The organism is Streptomyces sp. NPDC006314 (assembly GCF_040613075.1).
Lineage (GTDB): Bacteria > Actinomycetota > Actinomycetes > Streptomycetales > Streptomycetaceae > Streptomyces.
Genome location: NZ_JBEXRL010000028.1, coordinates 34670 through 51096, shown reverse-complemented (window position 1 = coordinate 51096; position 16427 = coordinate 34670). Strand labels below are relative to the sequence as shown.

Genomic DNA, 16427 nt, shown 5'->3' with positions numbered 1-16427 from the left:
CCCGATACCGACGGCGCCCGTTGCCCTGCGCGTGGTCCACGACGCGGATGGGGTGGATCTGACGGCCGCCGAACTCGCGGCGGGGCAGTTCCTCCGGGCCCTGGGGATCGACACCGAATCGGAGAGCCTGCGCGGCACCCCGGGCCGCATGGCCCGCGCCTACGCCGAACTGTTCAGCCCCCGCCCGTTCGACCTGACCACCTTCCCCAACGACGAGGGCTACGACGAACTGGTCCTGGCCCGCAGCATCCCGCTGCGGAGCGTCTGCGAGCACCATCTGCTGCCGTTCGTCGGCACCGCCCACATCGGTTACCTGCCCGGACACCGGATCCTGGGCCTGTCCAAACTCGCCCGCGTGCTGGAGCACTTCGCCTGCCGGCCCCAGGTACAGGAGCGGCTCACCAAGCAGGTCGCCGACTGGCTCCAAGCGCACCTGGAACCCAAAGGCGTCGGCGTCGTCATACAGGCCGAACACACCTGCATGACGCTGCGTGGCGTCCAGGCCACTGGCACGACGACCGTGACCTCCACGCTCCTCGGCCTGCTGCGCGACGATGCGCGATCCCGCAGTGAGTTCCTCTCCCTGACCGGCCTGCCCCACTGACCCTCACAGCCGACAGGGGGCGGGTCGGACAGTGCCGTAACGGCCGGAAGCTGTTGAAATCGATGCATGGACCTCGGCCGGACCGACGCTGGAGACGAGGTCGCGATGCCCCGGCTCGAACTGATCACCTTCGGCCACAGCACCGCGGACCGGACCTCGCTGGCACAGCTCCTCCGGCAAGCCGGCGTCACCGCCGTCGTGGACGTCAGGACCGCCCCCGGGAGCCGCCGCGACCCCGACCTGTCACGGCGGCGACTGGCCCAATGGCTGCCCGAAGAGCACATCGACTACCGATGGGAGCCGCGCCTGGGCGGCTTCCGCAGACCGCCCCCGGACTCCCCCGACACGGTCTGGCGCAACGCGTCCTTCCGGGGCTACGCCGCTCACACCCGCAGCCCCGAGTTCGTCACCGCCATGGACGCCCTCATGCGCCAGGCGGGCCGGGAGCATACCGCGGTGATGTGCAGCGAAGCGGTGTGGTGGCGATGCCACCGGCGTCTGATCGCGGACTTCGCCGTCCTAGCCCGCGGCGCGCTCGTCCAGCACCTGATGCACGATGGACGCCTCACAGCGCACCATCCGACGCCGGGCGCGCGCCTTCGCGATGACGGCCTTCTTGTGTACGACGACGCCGGCCCGCCGCCGTGACGGGGGCGGGACCGGAAGTCCGGCCCGGTCCAAGGCTTGGTCGGGTACGCCGGCCGCACCGGGACCGGTACGGATCGGCACGGTTCGACCGGTCCCGGTCCCACGCGCGGAAGACCGCGCTCGACCGCCCTCAGGCTCTGCCGCACCAGAAGCTGCGCGCTTCCACATGCTGATCACGGACGCCATCACCGAGGTGACTGCCTGAGCGGGGGAGGGGCCGAAGCCGCGTCGGGTGGCTCTGTCGAGGTCGTCGCTGTGGAAGGGGGGCGATGTACCGCAGGCCGCGCGGAGGGACGGGCGACGACCGATGAGTTTCTCCGTGATCCGCAGTCAGGGATCATGTTGGTCGCCGCAGCCGTGAGTGCGGTTGAAGCGCGCACCGACCGAATCCGTCGAGAACCGCACACGAGATACCGAGGAACCTGGGATGCGTACCCTGATCAGCACCGCTTTCATCTCGCTCGACGGCGTCGTGGAGGCCCCGGGCGGCGAGCCCGGTTACCGGAATGCCGGATGGACCTTCAAGGACATCGAGTTCCTCCCCGAGGCGTTCGGCATCAAGGGCCGGGAGCAGAAGGAAGCCACCGCGATGCTGATGGGCCGGACCAGCTATGAGGCGTTCAGTCCGGTGTGGCCCGATATGGAGGACTTCGCCGACTACAAGGTGGTGCCCAAGTACGTCGTCTCCACCACCCTCACCGAGGACGATCTGGTGTCGAACTGGGGCGAAACGACGATCCTGCGCTCGCTCGACGACGTCGCCGCGCTGAAGGAGACCGAGGGCGGCCCGATCATCGTCCACGGCAGCGCCTCCCTGAACCAGGCCCTGTCGGACGCCGGCCTGATCGACCGTTACCACCTGCTCGTCTTCCCGCTCCTGCTCGGGGCGGGCAAGCGGCTCTTCAGCGCCACGGACAAGGACACCCAGAGGCTGAAGCTCGTCGAGCACGAGGTCTACGCCAACGGTCTGCAGAAGAACGTCTTCGATGTCGTCCGCTGAAAAGGCTCCACCACTCGCTATGCCGTCGCCTCCCCGGACGCGGCACTGGTCGTAGCGGGTGGCGATGCCGCGCCTGGCTTCGTTGGCCACAGAACCGTGGGCCGCCGAGCGGGCCGCGAGAACCGCGAGAACGCCGGCTACAGCTACCTGCACACCGCCGTCGACGACCACTCCCGCCTAGTCCACAACAAGATCCACACCGACGAGAAGAAGGAGACCGCCACCGCGTTCTGGGTCAGGGCGCAAGCGTTCTTCGCGCAGGCCCGGACCATCGTCGAGCGGGTGCCGACCGACGACGGATCCTGCTACCGCTCCCGCAACTCACGCGACTTGCTCACCGCGGCCGGGACCACCCACACGTGGACCCGCCCGACCGGCCGCAGACCAAACGGGAAGGTCGAACACGTCATCCGCACCCTGCTCGACGAAATCGCCTACCTGCCAGCGAACTACCCGAACGACCGGTCATCAGTCCGCGGTCCTGGTCTTGATGAGCGGTGCGTCGCGCGAGAGCTCCCGGAACCCGACGCTGTAGAACAGCCCGCGCGCCTGGGGATGCCCCGGCGCACCCAGGCAGGGCACCGTCACATGAGTGGCCCCGGCCGCCCGCGCCAGACGCATGCCGTGCAGGAGCATCGCCCTTCCCAGCCCCCGACGCCGGTAGTCCGGGTGCGTCCCGACAGGCTCGAACTCAGCGGTCTTGTTCGCTTCATCGAGCCACATGATCGTCGAGGATGCCATCGTCCCGTCCGGCGCCTCCACCAAGATGTGCAGGTCGCCGCGGTACCCCGCCGTCTGCCGGACGCCCTGGTAGGCCTCGGCCGTGTACGGCGAGGGAGCCCAGGCGTCCAGATGGGCCTGGACCGCGGCCCCCGGCCCGGCCTCGTCGGCGGTGCGGAACCGGAATCCGTCTGGCAGGACCGGTTGTTCCACGTCGGTGAGGTCCCGCTCGTTCAGCTGGGTCCAGAACCCGGCGTCGCCGAGCGATGCCGGGTCGGTCTCATAGCCGTGCGCCGTCCATCGCTTCAGGGCGAACTCATCGGCGGCGCTCGGCATCACCGTACGCTCGATGTCCGCCGCTATACCGTCGTACCAGTCGATCACCTCGTCGACCAGCCCGGCGTGGTCGGGATCGACCTGATACGTCAGATAGGCACCGGTGACGTCCTTCACCGACCCGTCGCTCCGCCTCACCCGGTGCGGAAGACGGGCCCAGCCCCACGCCACCAGATCCCCGCCGGAGAACCACAGCCGACGCGGCCAGCTCGCGCGGTCGCTGGCGTGCCCCTTGCCCCAGTTCCAGGCCAGCTCCCCGAACGTCGCTTCGGCGTTCACCAGGTCCGGGCGGGTGGCCGTGACACGCTGCGCCAGACCCTGCATGAGCTGCACGTCCGAGGCGGTCACAAGCTCGAAGTTCGTCATAGTGCGCCACTGTGTCAGGACGCCGCAAAACCATCGAACCGGTTTCCCGGGCCGCCGAGGCGAGCCGGTCGACGACCGCCGGGCACAGGCGGGGGTCGGTGACGGTCTTCGCCCAGCCGCCGAAGGTCTTCGGTCACTGTGTGGAAGAGGAGTTCGGCGCCGTGGCGGTCGAGTTGGCCCAGGTCGCGATGCCGGGGAACTCGGCTGTGCGGTGTACGCGGCCTGAGCACTCGGCGCGGGGCCGGGTCTCAGGCCGTCAGAGGTGGCCGTGGGCGGCGAGGTCCTCGGCCAGGCACCGGCCGGTGTGCGAGTCGCGTGCCCGCACCAGGTCCGCCGGGGTGCCCTCGAAGACCACCCGTCCGCCGTGCCGGCCGGCCTCGGGGCCGAGGTCGATGATCCAGTCCGCGTACTTGACCACGTCCAGGTCGTGTTCGATCACCACCACCGAGTTGCCGCCGTCGACGAGCCGGTCGAACAGGGCGAGCAGCTTGCGCAGGTCTGTCATGTGCAGGCCGGTGGACGGCTCGTCGAAGACGTAGACGCTGCCGGAGGTGTGCAGCCGGTGCGCCAGCTTCAGCCGCTGGCGTTCGCCACCGGAGAGGGTGGACAGGGGTCGGCCGAGCGTGAGGTAGCCGAGGCCGACCTCGGTCAGCAGGGCCAGCTTGCGGCGGACGGACACCTCGTCGAAGAACTCGATCGCCTCCTCGGCCGTCATGGCGAGCACGTCGACGATGGTCCGGCCGGACAGGGTGTGCCGCAGCGCCTCGTCGTTGAAGCGGCGCCCCTCGCAGCGCTCGCAGACCGTGGTGACCGGGTCCATGAACGCGAGGTCGGTCTCGATCACACCACGGCCCTGGCACTCCGGGCAGGCACCCGCGGAGTTGAAGCTGAACAGGCCGGGGTCGGCCCCGGAGGCGCGGGCGAACAGCCGCCGGACGGTGTCCATGATGTCGGTGTAGGTCGCGGGGGTGGAACGGGAGGAGATCCCGATCGAGGACTGGTCGACCACGACCGCTTCCTGCGGGTGCCGGGCGACCAGCTCCCGGGCGAGCGAGCTCTTGCCCGAGCCGGCGACGCCGCTCAGCGCCACCAGTACACCGGTGGGCACGTCGACCGTGACGTCCTTGAGGTTGTGCAGCCGGGCGCCACGGACCGTCAGGCCACCCCGCGGCGTGCGAAGTCGAGGCTTCAGTCCGGGCACCGAGCCCAGGCCCCGTCCGGTCGGGGTGTCGGCGCCCCGTAGTCCGGCCAGGGTCCCCTCGTAGACCACCTCGCCACCCTGGCCGCCCGCGCCCGGGCCCATGTCGACGACATGGTCGGCGATGGTGATCACGTCCCGGTCGTGCTCCACGACGAGCACCGTGTTGCCCTTGTCGCGCAGCGCGAGCAGCAGCTCGTTCAGGCGCCGCACGTCACGCGGGTGCAGGCCCACGCTCGGCTCGTCGAAGATGTACGTCAGTCCGGTCAGGCTGCTGCCCAGGTGGCGTACCGTCTTCAGGCGCTGGGCCTCGCCGCCGGAGAGCGTGGTGGTCCGGCGGTCGAGGCCGAGGTAGCCGAGCCCGACGGCCTCGATCCTGCGCAGCGCGGACAGCGCCGCCTGCACCACCGGTTTGACCGACGGGGTGTCGATCCGCTCCAGGCGGCCGATCAGATCGGTGACTTCCAGTGCGGCGTAGTCGGCGATGTTGTCCCCGGCGATGCGCGAGTCGAGTGCGGCCGGTCCCAGCCGGGCGCCGCCGCAGGCCTCGCAGGGTCCCTCCGTCACGACCCGCTCCACCGCCGCCCGTTCCTTCGGCTTGAGGGCATCCAGGCCCGGTCTGAGGTAACGGCGGGTGAAGCGCAGCACGATCCCTTCGTACTCGTTCCTGTAGACGCCGTGCCGGCCGGCCCGATCGACTTTGAACCCCGAACCGTGCAGCAGCAGTTCACGGTGGTCCGCGGAGAACCTCCGCACCGGGAGGTCGGGATCGAACAGCCCGGACTCCGCGTACAGCTGCCACTGGAAGGTGCCCACGGCGAAGGGCGGGAAGCGGATGGCGCCCTGGTTGAGGCTCTTGTCCTCGTCCAGCAGCCGGTTCAGGTCCAGCCGCACCGTGGATCCGAGCCCCTCGCACTCCGGGCACATGCCCCGTGGATCGTTGAAGGAGTACATGTGCGAGGGGCCCGCGCTGGGCGTACCGTGCCGGGAGAACAGCACCCGCAGCATGGAGTGGATCTCGGTCATGGTGCCGACCGTGGAGCGTGCGTTGCCGCCGACCGGGCGCTGGTCGATCACGATCGCGGTGGACAGGTTCTCGATGACCTCCGCGTCGGGTCGCTCGAACTTGGGCAGCCGGTTGCGGATGAACGCGGGGTGGGTCTCATTCAGTTGTCGCTGCGCCTCGACGGCGATCGTCCCGAACACCAGCGAGGACTTGCCGGAACCCGATACGCCGGTGAAGACGGTCAGCCGTCCCTTGGGGATGCGCAGGCTGACGCCTTTGAGGTTGTTCTGCCGTGCTTCCCCCAGAACGATGTAGTCACCCGGTGCCGGTGACGGGTGGGACACCATGCCGTTCCTCTTCCCTCGGCCCAATTGGTTTCTCTAAGGAAATCTATCCGATCGGTGTTCCTTCCTCAATCGGCGACGGCGCAGACCTGGGCGCCGCGCGGATGACAGCTGCGAAATCCGTATCAACACTGCTCACACCGGTTGTGCACACGTGCCCACCCTGTAGTAGGCGACCGCGCGCACCTGGTGGCCGCGCGCGTCGGAGTTCATCGATGGTTTCCGCAGCGTCCCCTGCTCGAGAAGTAGTGCCCCGGGAGGGAAACACCTGGGGTGAAGCACGTCGGCACGTGGCCGGTGCGGAAGGTCCGCGCCTCGACGGCCTCCTGGGGCCACCCCTGCCGTGCTCGGTGTGCCGCAGGAAAGCGCCCATGAGGGCGGCCGGGTTGGTCAGGTGCTGGTGGCGCCGACCGTCAGCTCCGCGCGGTCACCACGGCGGCGGAGACGGTGGGAGGCGCGCGGTGGCGAGGCGGTCGTGCAGGCCGGGGTGTGAGCACCTGTCGGCAAGCGGTTCGTCCGTAAAGGTCGGGAGGACGGCGCAGATACACGCCGGCCCGGTCGCCGGATGCCGCCTTCCGGGCGACCGGTCCGCGTGCTACGCACTCGCCCCGCTCGTTCGGTCGCCGGTAGGGCGCGGTCTCCGCGCCGGAGGCAAGGGTCACCTCGTGGCCGGCGGTCCGCACCGTGCGAACGATGACCGTCCGAAACCGATATCCCGATCGCAACCACTTGTGTGGGGCGAAGCCCTCGTGGTGGGGAGCGGTGCACGCCGCACCCCTCGATCGTTGATAATGGGTAACCAATCTGAGGACGCTCGGCCGCTCCCGTCCCGAGTGGGGCGCGGCACCTCTTTCCCGATCGCATCATCCGAGGGCGCTGATGACCCGAACCGACAGTCCACGACGCGCGTCCGGGGCCTCGGCGGTGCCAGGTGAACTCGAGGACGCGCTTTCCCACCTGCAGTGCATCCTGGTCGCCCGCCGCACTCGCTCGAATCCGGAAGGCGTCACCTGGCAGCAGTACGACGTGCTCGAACTGCTGCGTATCCGCGGTCCCATGACCCCCTCGGTCCTGAGTACCTCGCTCGGGGTGTCACGTGCGACCACGTCCAAGGCGCTGCGGGTCCTGAAGGACCTCGGGCTCGTCGGCCAGCAGACGCTCGGCGAGGATCGGCGTGAACTGACCACCTCGCTCACCCCGACCGGCGAGGCCTTCCTGACCCGGGTCGCCGACCAGCGGCGTGACAACGCCCGGATCGTGGGGGCCGCACTGAGCCCGGGCGAGCGGGCGATGTTCGTCGAGTTGTGCCACAAGGTCGCCGGCGCCCTGGAGCCGCACCTCGAACCGATGGAGGCGCGTCCCTGACGCGCCCGCCTGCCACAGGGCGAGGAGGATGCCGTAGCCCAGGCCGAGCTCGTCGGTGGCCCAGCTGGTCGCTGTCCGCGATGACAACGACGACAGCGGCTACGGCCACGCGGGTGTGAGGCAGCCGACGCAGCGGCCGGGGCCGCCCGAGGGGTGGCAGCGGGTCTGCCTGGAGAGTCAGCAGGTCCCCGCGCAAGGACAAGTAACGCAGGGCCGTGAACTGGGCTTCGATCCGGCTGAGCCAGGAGCTGTTGATCAGTGTGTAGGCGATCTCGCATTGTTCGCCGCCGCCCAGGTGTGCCGACCCGCTGGCACTTCTTCGTGGTCAGTGCGGTGAGAAGTTGTCGGCGACGAGCGCGATCCGCACTTTGGCGGGTAGAGGGTGGGCAGTTAGCGGCAGAACTCAGAAACTGGGTGCGCTGCTTGATCGGTTTGATGTTTCCGGTAGAGCTTGTCCCTGGACAGGTTTGGGTTTGTCGGCGGGAGCCAGCAACGTTTGTTGGTCACCGCTGGGAACGGTCCGCCAGCGACAAGTCAGTGTTGATGAGTTCTGGAAGCGTGCCGGTACTTGCTTCTGGCCGTTTCGTGTGCAGGTCGGCTCGGTGCACGTGATCATGGGCCCGGACTCTTATCTCTGCCCCAAGCCGCGAAAGACTGACCGCCGGGTAGGTCCGGAACGCCGCGGGAGTAACCCGGCCGCCGAAGTCGCCGCCGCGTACCTTGCTGTCCGCTGACCTGACCACCAACTACCCGACGGGACCCAACACTGATGTCCATATGGCCTTCGATCGTTGCCGTACTCGGCACCCTCGCCGGCGCCCTGACCGCCGGACTCCTCCAACATCGTTCGGCACGTACCGCACGCGCTGAGCAGCGCGCCGACAGCCACCGCCAGGACCAGCTCGGGGCCGTCACCGACTTCGCGGCCGCCCTGGACGCGCACCGCTCGGCGATGTTCCACCGGGAGCGCCTGGCCCTGACCGAGACAGGCACCGAGCATCAGCTAGAGGCCCAGACAAGGTCCCACGACACCCGGGCGGCGATCACCGCGCCCCACATCCGCCTTCAGGTCCTGGTCCCCGAACTGGCCGGCCCCGCCCAGCAGGCCGCAGATGCCACATACGCACTGCGCAAGGCCACCAGTCGCGCCGAGCTGGACGCCCGGCGGCATGCGGCCAAGGAAGCGTCCGTAGCCTTCGTCTCCGCTGCCGCCACGCTGCTGAGCCCCAACAACCGCTGACCGAGTGGGACACTCCTGGCGTCCTGGCCGCCGGTCCCATACGCCAGCAGCACTCGTACGTTCCAGGGGTGGGTGTTCCTGTCTCTCGCCGGTATTCCGGACGTCGGCGATCGTGGGCGTTTCTGAAAGCCGCAATCAACTGTTCTTGGAGATGACCTATGCAGCCAGATAGGTCAAGTGCGGCGAACAGGTGACGAACTCCGCCGTAGCGGTCGCCCGCCGCCCGCGGCGTGACTCGCGTTCGGGGCCCTTGTGCTTGCCGCCGCGCTCAGCCCACTGCCGACCTGGGTGGGGCATCAGGTTGAGCGGGCCGAACTCGTCCATGCGGAAGACGATGTCGGGTTCGTCTTCCCGCCGGCTTGGTCAGGCTCCAGGATCTCGCGCCGCTCCGGCAGCGTGAACGTGGGCCGGCCACCGGAGTACTTCGGATACAGCGGCTGAAAGCCGTCGGCGTTGCAGTTGTGGATCACATCCCGAACCCGGTTGTCACTGATGAACGACACCTCGGCGATCTTCACCACCGGCATGCCCTGCGCGGACAGCAGCACCATCTGGGCCCGCCGCCAGATCACCACCGACCCAGTGCCCCTGCGGATGATCCGCAGCAGTCGCCGCCCCTCATCGTCGTCGATCTTACGGACACGTACTCGTTCTGCCACTGCCCGACGGTAACGGACGGTCGACGCCCAAGAGCCTCACTCAGGCCGCTTTCCCGTGCGCGGAGGGCCGCCTCCAGCCGGCGATGTCCCCGGCGTCCCTGGTCCGTTGAGGCCGGGAGGGATCCCAGGTGGGCATCATCCGTTTGGTCTCGATCTGGCACCGCCCACGAAGCGGTGGCACGGCCGAACGCCACCTTTCGGACATGATCATCGGGTGGTCGACGACCGGGGAGCACCGGACTGCGCGGAGGCCAGGTTCTGCTCGAATCGCTCCAGAGCCATCACCGACGGTGAGCGCCTCGAGCCCCTGCCATGCGGCCTCCGCCTGAGTACGCAGCGCCTGCCCGGCGGGGGTGGCCGACACGAGAACCACCCGTCGGTCCAGCTCAGCACGCCTGCGCGAGACGAATGGCCGACCACTACCTGCCCCTGAACCGCCCCGCCGCTGGACCGCCTCGTCTCGCGCCAGCGACCCCACCTTCCCGGCCTCGGTCGACGAACGCGGCGCTGAATCCCACTACCGCGTCGGATGGACCGCCGCACCCCAGGAGACGGCGGAGTCGCCGAAGCCGCGGAGCAGGGGGTGGCCTCCCATGGGAGCACAAGGACATGGTCGTGGATCACGCTGAGATTCCGGTATGCGCTGGTACCAGACGTGGATCCACTCGCCGTTGAGGCGGGGGCGGGGGAGACTGGAATCGAGGGCACTCTGTGCGAGAGCAGCGTGCTGGCCTCAGCGACGGTGGGACGCTGCTGATGAATGATCAGTGCCGGGATGAGCAGGGGCGGCGGATGCTCGCGGGTCTGCTGACCGCGAGCCACCTGATGCCGCTGGAGCTGTTGCCTTCAAAGACGGCCGAGCACGCGGCTGCGGTCGGCTTCAGCCAGGTACTGATCTACTTGGGGGATCTTCAGCGTGACGTGCTGCGGCTGCTGACCGGCGAGGGCCTGGACGCCGGACAAGGAGCAGTCGGCGAGGAAAGCGAGCTGAAGATCGAGGGCACGGTGCCGGGACGCGTCTTCCAGCAGGGGCAGATTCTTCCCGGAGCAGCGGCGGGCCCGGAGGGAAGTCACTGGTGGGTTCCTCTGCTGGACGGCACCGAACGCCTTGGCGTGCTGCGGATCACCACCGCTGACGACGACGCGCGGACACGGGAAGACATGATCCTGCTGGCTGCCCTGCTCGCCCTGATCATCGACAGCAAGCGGCGTAGCAGTGATTCGCATGCGCGGCTGACGCGGACGCAGCCGTTGAACATCGCGGCCGAGATGCAGTGGCACCTGATGCCCCCGCCTACCTACGCCGATGGACGGGTGGTGATCTCCGCCGCGATGGAGCCCGCCTACGGCATCAGCGGGGACGCCTATGACTACGCTACCGCCGGTCATGTGGTGCATCTGTCGCTCTTCGACGCGATGGGCCACGACACCGCCGCCGGCCTGGCCGCCCATCTGGCCATGGGCGCCTGCCGCAATTCCCGCCGCCAGGGGTCCGGCCTCGTCGAGATCACCGAGCGGATCGAGGCGGCGTTGATGGAGCAGTACGGTCTGAAGCGCTATGCCACCGGCATCCTGGCCGACCTGGACACCCGTACCGGCGTGCTGACGTGGGTCAACCGGGGCCACCACCCCCCGGTGATCATTCGCGGTGGCCGCTGGAGCACCCACCTGAGCTGCCGGCCCGCACATCCGATGGGCACCGGCCTGGGCCTGCCGATCACGCTCTGCCGCGACCAGCTGGAGCCCGGAGACCGGCTCGTGCTGTACACCGACGGCATCACCGAAGCCCGCGGCGCCGGCGACGAAGAGTTCGGCCTGGACCGCTTCACCGACTTCCTCATCCGCCACCACGCGGACGGCATGCCCGTGCCCGAAACCTTGCGCCGCCTCATCCACGCGGTGCTCGACTATCACGACGGGCATTTGCAAGACGACGCGACCGTGCTGTTCTGCGAATGGCTCGGACCTGCCGCGAACCTCACCGATCAGGCAGCGGCCCTGGCCGGTCTGCCATCCCACGCCGCCACCGGACTGGACCGTGAAGGCAGGAGTGGTTCTCAGTGAGCGCCGACCTGCGGCTGACCGTCCGCGAAGCCGGCGATCGCCTCGCCGTGCTGACGCTGACCGGTGCCCTGGACTTCCGCACCGCCGACGGCTTCCATGAGCAGGCCACCGCCGTGCTGACCACCCGTCGTCACGTGGTGCTGGACATGTCCCAGGTCACCTTCTGTGACTCCTCCGGCCTCAGCACCCTCCTACGCCTGCTCCGGCACGCGCAGACCAACGACGCCACCCTGGCGCTGGCCGCCGTCCCCGCCCAGACGCAGCGGCTGCTGGCCATCACCGGCGCACACACCGTCTTCTCCATCCACGCCAGCCTCATGGAAGCCCTGGCCGCTCAGCAGGAGACGGCGCCTTACCGTCGGCCGTCGTCCGCAGCCCGTGCGGAAGGAGCTGCCACGTAGCGGCTGCCGGGCACATGCGGTACGAACCAGTGTCAGTCACGCGGACTGCCAGAGCCCGCGCCAGGAAGACCATGCCCCTGGCCGTGAGTGCCGGGTAAGTGGTCGTTCCGCGTCCTGGCCGCTTTCCCCCGATGTTCAGGACGGGGGCCGATGCACGGTGACCCGGTCGGCCTGGGCCGGGCGCCGGCCGCCGGACCGCTTGTCTTCGACCTGTGCGCCGAGACGTCCGACCGGTCCTGGTGCGTGCGCGCTCGCCCTGCTCACAGTGCGCACCGCTCTGCCCACACGGCCGCAGGAGAGCGCTGAATTCGACACCTGCGTCCACGCGCACGACGCGCGGGAGTTCACGCCGGGCCCCGCACCGGCCGCGATGCGTCGCGCCGCCTACCGGGGCACCTGAGCCGGTCGCCGCTGAGGGCGCGGTGGCCGACGTCGCGTGATCCCCGGCCAGGCCGTGCGGATGTCCGACGGCCGAGGTTTCACCGGCCGTGGGCGTCCCTGCGGGGAAGCGGTCCGACATCGGGACGGCGGCCGGGGCGCAGGGCGGCGTGCTCCTGTCCGGGGCCGGGTCCGCCGCGGTCGGCAAGGGCGTCGGCGACGGCGCCGGTGGTGAAGGCGTACACCGCCTTGTGCAGGACATCCAGGACGATTTCCCCGCGCGGCCAGGTGGACGGCGGGGCACCCACGCCGGTCGCGTTCTCGAGAATCTGGTCGTTGGTGAGGCGGACGACGGTGAACTTGGCGGAGGCCAGCGGCCCGCGCAGGCCGGCCTGGGCCATGATCGAGCGCAGTACGCCGAGCAGGGCGGCCTGGCCATAGTGCATGGCCCAGTTGACCGGCGGCTGCTGTGCTCCCGGGCGCTCGGGCAGGCCGGCCAGGCGTTGGAGAACCCGCGCGGGCACGTGGGAGTCGGGCCGACCGGTGACGGCCTGCTCGATCTTCTCGCCGAGGGTCATCACCACGCCACCGACGGTACCGGCGACCAGCCCCTGCCACAGGGCTCGCCTGATCATGCGCTGCGGGTACCCGGTCCCAGCTTCTTTACGCGCCCACCCGCCCGGCCGGCGGCCGACCAGGTCGAAGACCCGTGTGAGGCGTTCGGCCGACTCGTCCAGGGAGGGCGCGGCGAGGGTCGCTGTGCGTTCGTCCGCCAGGTCGCAACATGACACCTCGGTTGCCAAGCTGTGGGGAGGATGACATCTTGGTTGTCATGAGCGTCGATCTCGTATCCGTCCCGATCCGTTTCCTGCAGACCGCCGGCGGCCGACTCACCTACCGTGAGGCCGGGTCCGGGCCACCCCTGGTGTTCCTGCACGGCGGCTTTCTCGATCACCGCATGTGGCAGGAGCAGCTCCGGGTCTTCGCCCCGAGCCACCGGGTCATCGCGCTCGACGCCCGCGGACATGGTGGCTCGGACAACGCGACCGGCCCCTTCCGGCCCGCCGACGACGTCGCCGCGCTGCTGCGGGGCCTGGACGCGACGCCGGCCGTGCTGGTCGGGGTGTCGATGGGCGGCGCCACCGCCGTCGACTGCGCGCTGGAACACCCGGAACTGGTCCGGGCGGTCGTCGTCAGCGGCGTCGGCACCAGCGAGCCCGTCTTCGAGGACCCCTGGGCGCTGGATGTCCTTGCGGCCCAGGGGCGGGCGCTGTCCACGGGGGACGTGGCCGGCTGGGCCGACGCGTTCCAGCGGTTCACCGCCGGCCCGCACCGCGACCTGGTCGACGTCGATCCCGACGTGGTGCGCCGGGTGCGGGATATGGCACTCGGCACGCTCGGCAAGCACGTGCCGGGGGAGCCCGACCACCGAGTGCCGGTCCCGGCCACCTGGGAGCGCGTGCCCGGGATCGCCGTCCCCGTGCGCGCGATCAACGGCGCCCTGGACGCCCCGGACCACCTCGCCATGGCCGACCGCCTGACACGGCTCGTCCCTGACGGGCGCGCCACCACCGTGCCCGAGGCCGCGCACTACCCGAACATGGAGAACCCGGCCCGCTTCAACGCCGAACTGACCTCGTTCCTGGAGGCGGCATGAGCAGCGCCCTCCTCGTGATGGACGTCCAACGGGCCATCGTGGACATCGCTGACGACGGCTCCGGATACCTGCCACGCTTGCGCAGGGCGATCAACGGGGCCCGGGCGGCGGACATCCCCGTGATCTACGTGGTCATCGCGTTACGTCCCGGCTTTCCGGAAGTCGGCCAGCGCAACAGGGCTCTCACCGCCATCGCGCGGGCCGGTTTGTACGTCGAGGGCGACCCAGGCACCGAGATCCACCCCGAGGTCGCGCCCCGGCCGGGGGACGTGGTGGTCTCCAAGAGACGGGCGAGCGCGTTCTCGGGCAGCGATCTCGACGTGGTGCTGAGGGCGCGCGGTATCGACGGCCTCGTGCTCACCGGCATCGCCACCAGCGCTGTGGTGCTGTACACCCTGTGCCAGGCGAACGACCTGGACTTCGGCCTCACCGTCCTCTCCGACGCCTGTCTGGACACCGACCCGGAGGTGCACCGGGTCCTTATCGAGCGACTGTTCCCGCAGTGGGCGGATGTCGTCACCGTCGACGACTGGCTCACTGCGATCGCACCCCGGTAGCGGCAGACCACGTGGGCGACAACATCGCAAGCCGTCGGCAGCGCGGGAAGGAACTGGACGTGCGCGGTCGACGCTTCGACAGCAGGCCCGGGCAAGTCCGCGACGCCTTGCTCCACCGCCGCGGACACGGCACTCCCCGCGCTCAGGTCCGCCGGGGTCGGGCACTGCTCGGACAAGCTGTTGCCGCATGCTGGGTCCATGGAGTTGTTCTCCGGTGATCCTGCTTGTGCCTTCTGCGGCATCGTCTTCGGCCGGGTGCCGGCCAGCCGCGTGTACGAGGACGCGCGCGTCCTGTCCTTCATGGATATCCACCCGGCGGCGCCGGGAGACCTCCTCGTCATCCCCAAGATGCATGCCGCGGGTCTGGAGGACGTCGACGAGGCTCTGATGGCCCACCTCTTCCGAGTCGTCCACCTGATGGCGCGGGCCCTGCGGCGCTCGGGGCTGCCCTGTGAGGGAGTGAACGTGTTCCTCGCCGACGGAGAGGCCGCCGATCAGACGGTCTTCCACCTCCACGTGCACGTCTTTCCCCGTACCTCGGACGACCGGTTCCGCTTGGAGGTCCGGTGGCAGGAGCGGTCGCGTGCCGCCCTGGATGACGACGCCGCGCTGGTCAGGGCGGGCCTGCAGCGCAGTGGAATCCCCCCTGGAGATCCCACCGGCTGACGGCGGCGTACCCCACCAGCTGGCGACGGCGAGACCGGGGCCTGCTGAATGACCCGCGGTTGCCCGCACCGGGCGATGTCCCCTGCCCCCCCGCATGGCAAGCGCCCGCGCATCGACCGGCGCGGAACCCGCTCGCCGTCTCGCCAGCCACCGGAAGCCGCCCTGACGTCACTGAGGTGATGCCTGATCAGTGAGGCTGCTGCTTTCGCGGGCGCCTTCGGGAGAACCCGCACACCGAGAGAGCGGTTCGCGCCATTTCGCACCGATGGACTTCGGTCATGGCTTTCCGTCGATGACCAGGACGCGCATGTCATGAGCATGGTAATGACTCGATCAAGCCACTGGTGCAATGCGCAATTAGTCTCAATCGTATCGCTTCAGCGCATTTGACCCCGCTCTCCCGGGAGGAGAGAGGCGGGAGGGGTACTTCAGCGCAACCGAGCACATCAACGGAAGGAGCCACACCATGCACTCGACAACACGCTGGGCGACGGCGGGCGCTCTCCTCGCCACGGCCCTGTCGGCCCCTCTGAGTACACCCGCACACGGCGCCCCCGCTTCGCTGTACGCTCCCGCCGCTCTGGTCCTGACCGTCGGCCACGGCGAGAACGCCGCCGAGACGGTGCCGGAGCGTGTGGTGACGGTCAGCTGCGCACCCACCGCCTCGGGAACCCACCCCGATACACGCAAGGCCTGTGCTGAACTGGCGCAGGTGGGCGGAGACTTCGACCGCCTGGCCACGCTCGGTGGAGAAGGCGGACAACGGTACTGCACGAAGGAGTACCGTCCGGTCGTCGTCACCGCGCAAGGCGTGTGGCGTGGCAAGCGCGTGAACTACGCGCGCACCTTCGGCAACGCTTGCATCAAGGAAGCTCAAGGGGCTTCGGTGTTCGCCTTCTGAAACACCGTGGTTGAGGGCGACTGCACGCCCCGCCTCCGGCGACTGCCCGAGTTCCGCTCTCTCGGTTGGGTGTCGGCGGTGGTGAGAACCGGTGGCGAGTTCCGGCCGGGGCCCTGCGCGGCCGGTCCGTGAGTGTTCGTCGGTGGGATTGGTCCCGTGGGGTTCCCCCAGGAGGGATGAGGGAGCGGGCCGTTCAGGCGGCATCGACCGGGAGTCGCGGTCTCTCGACGCTGAGAGGTCCGGCGTAGCCGTCACCGTCCCGGTGTCGGTGATGAACAGCAGCGGCCCCTTCCACCACCGTCACCTGTTCGCCGGAG

14 protein-coding genes and 4 pseudogenes are annotated in these 16427 nt (G+C 69.4%); 12 read left to right on the top strand and 6 right to left on the bottom strand.

Translation table 11 applies throughout. The annotated features are described in order from the left end of the window. The first annotated feature begins 4 nt into the window (after positions 1-4). The 4 genes and pseudogenes from folE to ABZ079_RS33555 all read left to right on the top strand — a co-directional run. Positions 5-604 (top strand): GTP cyclohydrolase I FolE, encoded by a 600-nt coding sequence (folE, locus tag ABZ079_RS33570; RefSeq protein ID WP_356943255.1) that lies wholly within the window; start codon positions 5-7, stop codon positions 602-604. A gap of 66 nt (positions 605-670) precedes the next feature. Then, a complete protein-coding gene (locus ABZ079_RS33565) occupies positions 671-1252 on the top strand; it encodes a DUF488 domain-containing protein (RefSeq protein ID WP_356943229.1) in 582 nt (193 codons plus the stop codon). A 427-nt stretch (positions 1253-1679) separates the two neighbouring features. Beyond that, positions 1680-2252, top strand: a complete 573-nt coding sequence (locus tag ABZ079_RS33560) for a dihydrofolate reductase family protein (RefSeq protein ID WP_356943228.1) — start codon at positions 1680-1682, stop codon at positions 2250-2252. A gap of 84 nt (positions 2253-2336) precedes the next feature. Beyond that, positions 2337-2690 (top strand): annotated as a pseudogene (locus ABZ079_RS33555) (DDE-type integrase/transposase/recombinase); the annotation flags it as partial. Between the two features lie 30 nt (positions 2691-2720). Here ABZ079_RS33555 and ABZ079_RS33550 read toward each other — a convergent pair. The 3 genes and pseudogenes from ABZ079_RS33550 to ABZ079_RS33540 form a co-directional block, all read right to left on the bottom strand. Beyond that, a complete protein-coding gene (locus ABZ079_RS33550; RefSeq protein WP_356943227.1) occupies positions 2721-3674 on the bottom strand; it encodes a GNAT family N-acetyltransferase in 954 nt (317 codons plus the stop codon). Positions 3675-3735: 61 nt separating this feature from the next. Next, positions 3736-3859: pseudogene (locus ABZ079_RS33545) on the bottom strand (AAA family ATPase); the annotation flags it as partial. Positions 3860-3930: 71 nt separating this feature from the next. Next, positions 3931-6225: an excinuclease ABC subunit UvrA gene (locus ABZ079_RS33540; protein ID WP_356943226.1), complete on the bottom strand. Its 2295-nt coding sequence runs from the start codon at positions 6223-6225 to the stop codon at positions 3931-3933. A gap of 921 nt (positions 6226-7146) precedes the next feature. On the opposite strand from ABZ079_RS33540, the gene ABZ079_RS33535 reads away from it, so the two are divergent. Next, positions 7147-7587 carry a MarR family winged helix-turn-helix transcriptional regulator gene (locus tag ABZ079_RS33535; protein ID WP_356943254.1) on the top strand — a complete coding sequence of 147 codons (441 nt, stop codon included), beginning with the start codon at positions 7147-7149 and terminating at the stop codon, positions 7585-7587. A gap of 187 nt (positions 7588-7774) precedes the next feature. Here the strand turns inward: ABZ079_RS33535 and ABZ079_RS33530 are convergent. Beyond that, positions 7775-8055, bottom strand: a pseudogene (locus tag ABZ079_RS33530) (IS630 family transposase); the annotation flags it as partial. A 301-nt stretch (positions 8056-8356) separates the two neighbouring features. Here ABZ079_RS33530 and ABZ079_RS33525 point away from each other — a divergent pair. Continuing rightward, the gene (locus tag ABZ079_RS33525) at positions 8357-8827 is read left to right on the top strand and encodes a hypothetical protein (protein WP_356943258.1); all 471 of its coding nucleotides are present in this window, start codon (positions 8357-8359) and stop codon (positions 8825-8827) included. Positions 8828-8993: 166 nt separating this feature from the next. Here ABZ079_RS33525 and ABZ079_RS33520 read toward each other — a convergent pair. After that, positions 8994-9486: pseudogene (locus tag ABZ079_RS33520) on the bottom strand (helix-turn-helix domain-containing protein); the annotation flags it as partial. Positions 9487-10278: 792 nt separating this feature from the next. On the opposite strand from ABZ079_RS33520, the gene ABZ079_RS33515 reads away from it, so the two are divergent. Both ABZ079_RS33515 and ABZ079_RS33510 read left to right on the top strand, forming a co-directional pair. Beyond that, positions 10279-11550, top strand: a complete 1272-nt coding sequence (locus ABZ079_RS33515; protein WP_356943225.1) for a PP2C family protein-serine/threonine phosphatase — start codon at positions 10279-10281, stop codon at positions 11548-11550. Further along, positions 11547-11951: an STAS domain-containing protein gene (locus tag ABZ079_RS33510; RefSeq protein WP_356943224.1), complete on the top strand. Its 405-nt coding sequence runs from the start codon at positions 11547-11549 to the stop codon at positions 11949-11951. Before ABZ079_RS33515 ends, ABZ079_RS33510 begins: the two co-directional genes overlap by 4 nt. A gap of 479 nt (positions 11952-12430) precedes the next feature. Here ABZ079_RS33510 and ABZ079_RS33505 read toward each other — a convergent pair whose 3' ends face one another. Beyond that, positions 12431-13132: a hypothetical protein gene (locus ABZ079_RS33505; RefSeq protein WP_356943223.1), complete on the bottom strand. Its 702-nt coding sequence runs from the start codon at positions 13130-13132 to the stop codon at positions 12431-12433. Between the two features lie 29 nt (positions 13133-13161). On the opposite strand from ABZ079_RS33505, the gene ABZ079_RS33500 reads away from it, so the two are divergent. From ABZ079_RS33500 to ABZ079_RS33485, 4 genes are all read left to right on the top strand, one after another. Beyond that, positions 13162-13986 carry an alpha/beta hydrolase gene (locus ABZ079_RS33500; protein WP_356943222.1) on the top strand — a complete coding sequence of 275 codons (825 nt, stop codon included), beginning with the start codon at positions 13162-13164 and terminating at the stop codon, positions 13984-13986. Next, the gene (locus ABZ079_RS33495; RefSeq protein WP_356943221.1) at positions 13983-14543 is read left to right on the top strand and encodes an isochorismatase family cysteine hydrolase; all 561 of its coding nucleotides are present in this window, start codon (positions 13983-13985) and stop codon (positions 14541-14543) included. The genes ABZ079_RS33500 and ABZ079_RS33495 overlap by 4 nt, the downstream gene beginning before the upstream one ends. 198 nt (positions 14544-14741) lie before the next feature. After that, complete coding sequence (locus ABZ079_RS33490) at positions 14742-15209, top strand: HIT family protein (protein WP_356943220.1); 468 nt, start codon at positions 14742-14744, stop codon at positions 15207-15209. Positions 15210-15675: 466 nt separating this feature from the next. Next, positions 15676-16110, top strand: a complete 435-nt coding sequence (locus ABZ079_RS33485) for a subtilase-type protease inhibitor (protein WP_356943219.1) — start codon at positions 15676-15678, stop codon at positions 16108-16110. The last annotated feature ends 317 nt before the right edge of the window (positions 16111-16427 follow it).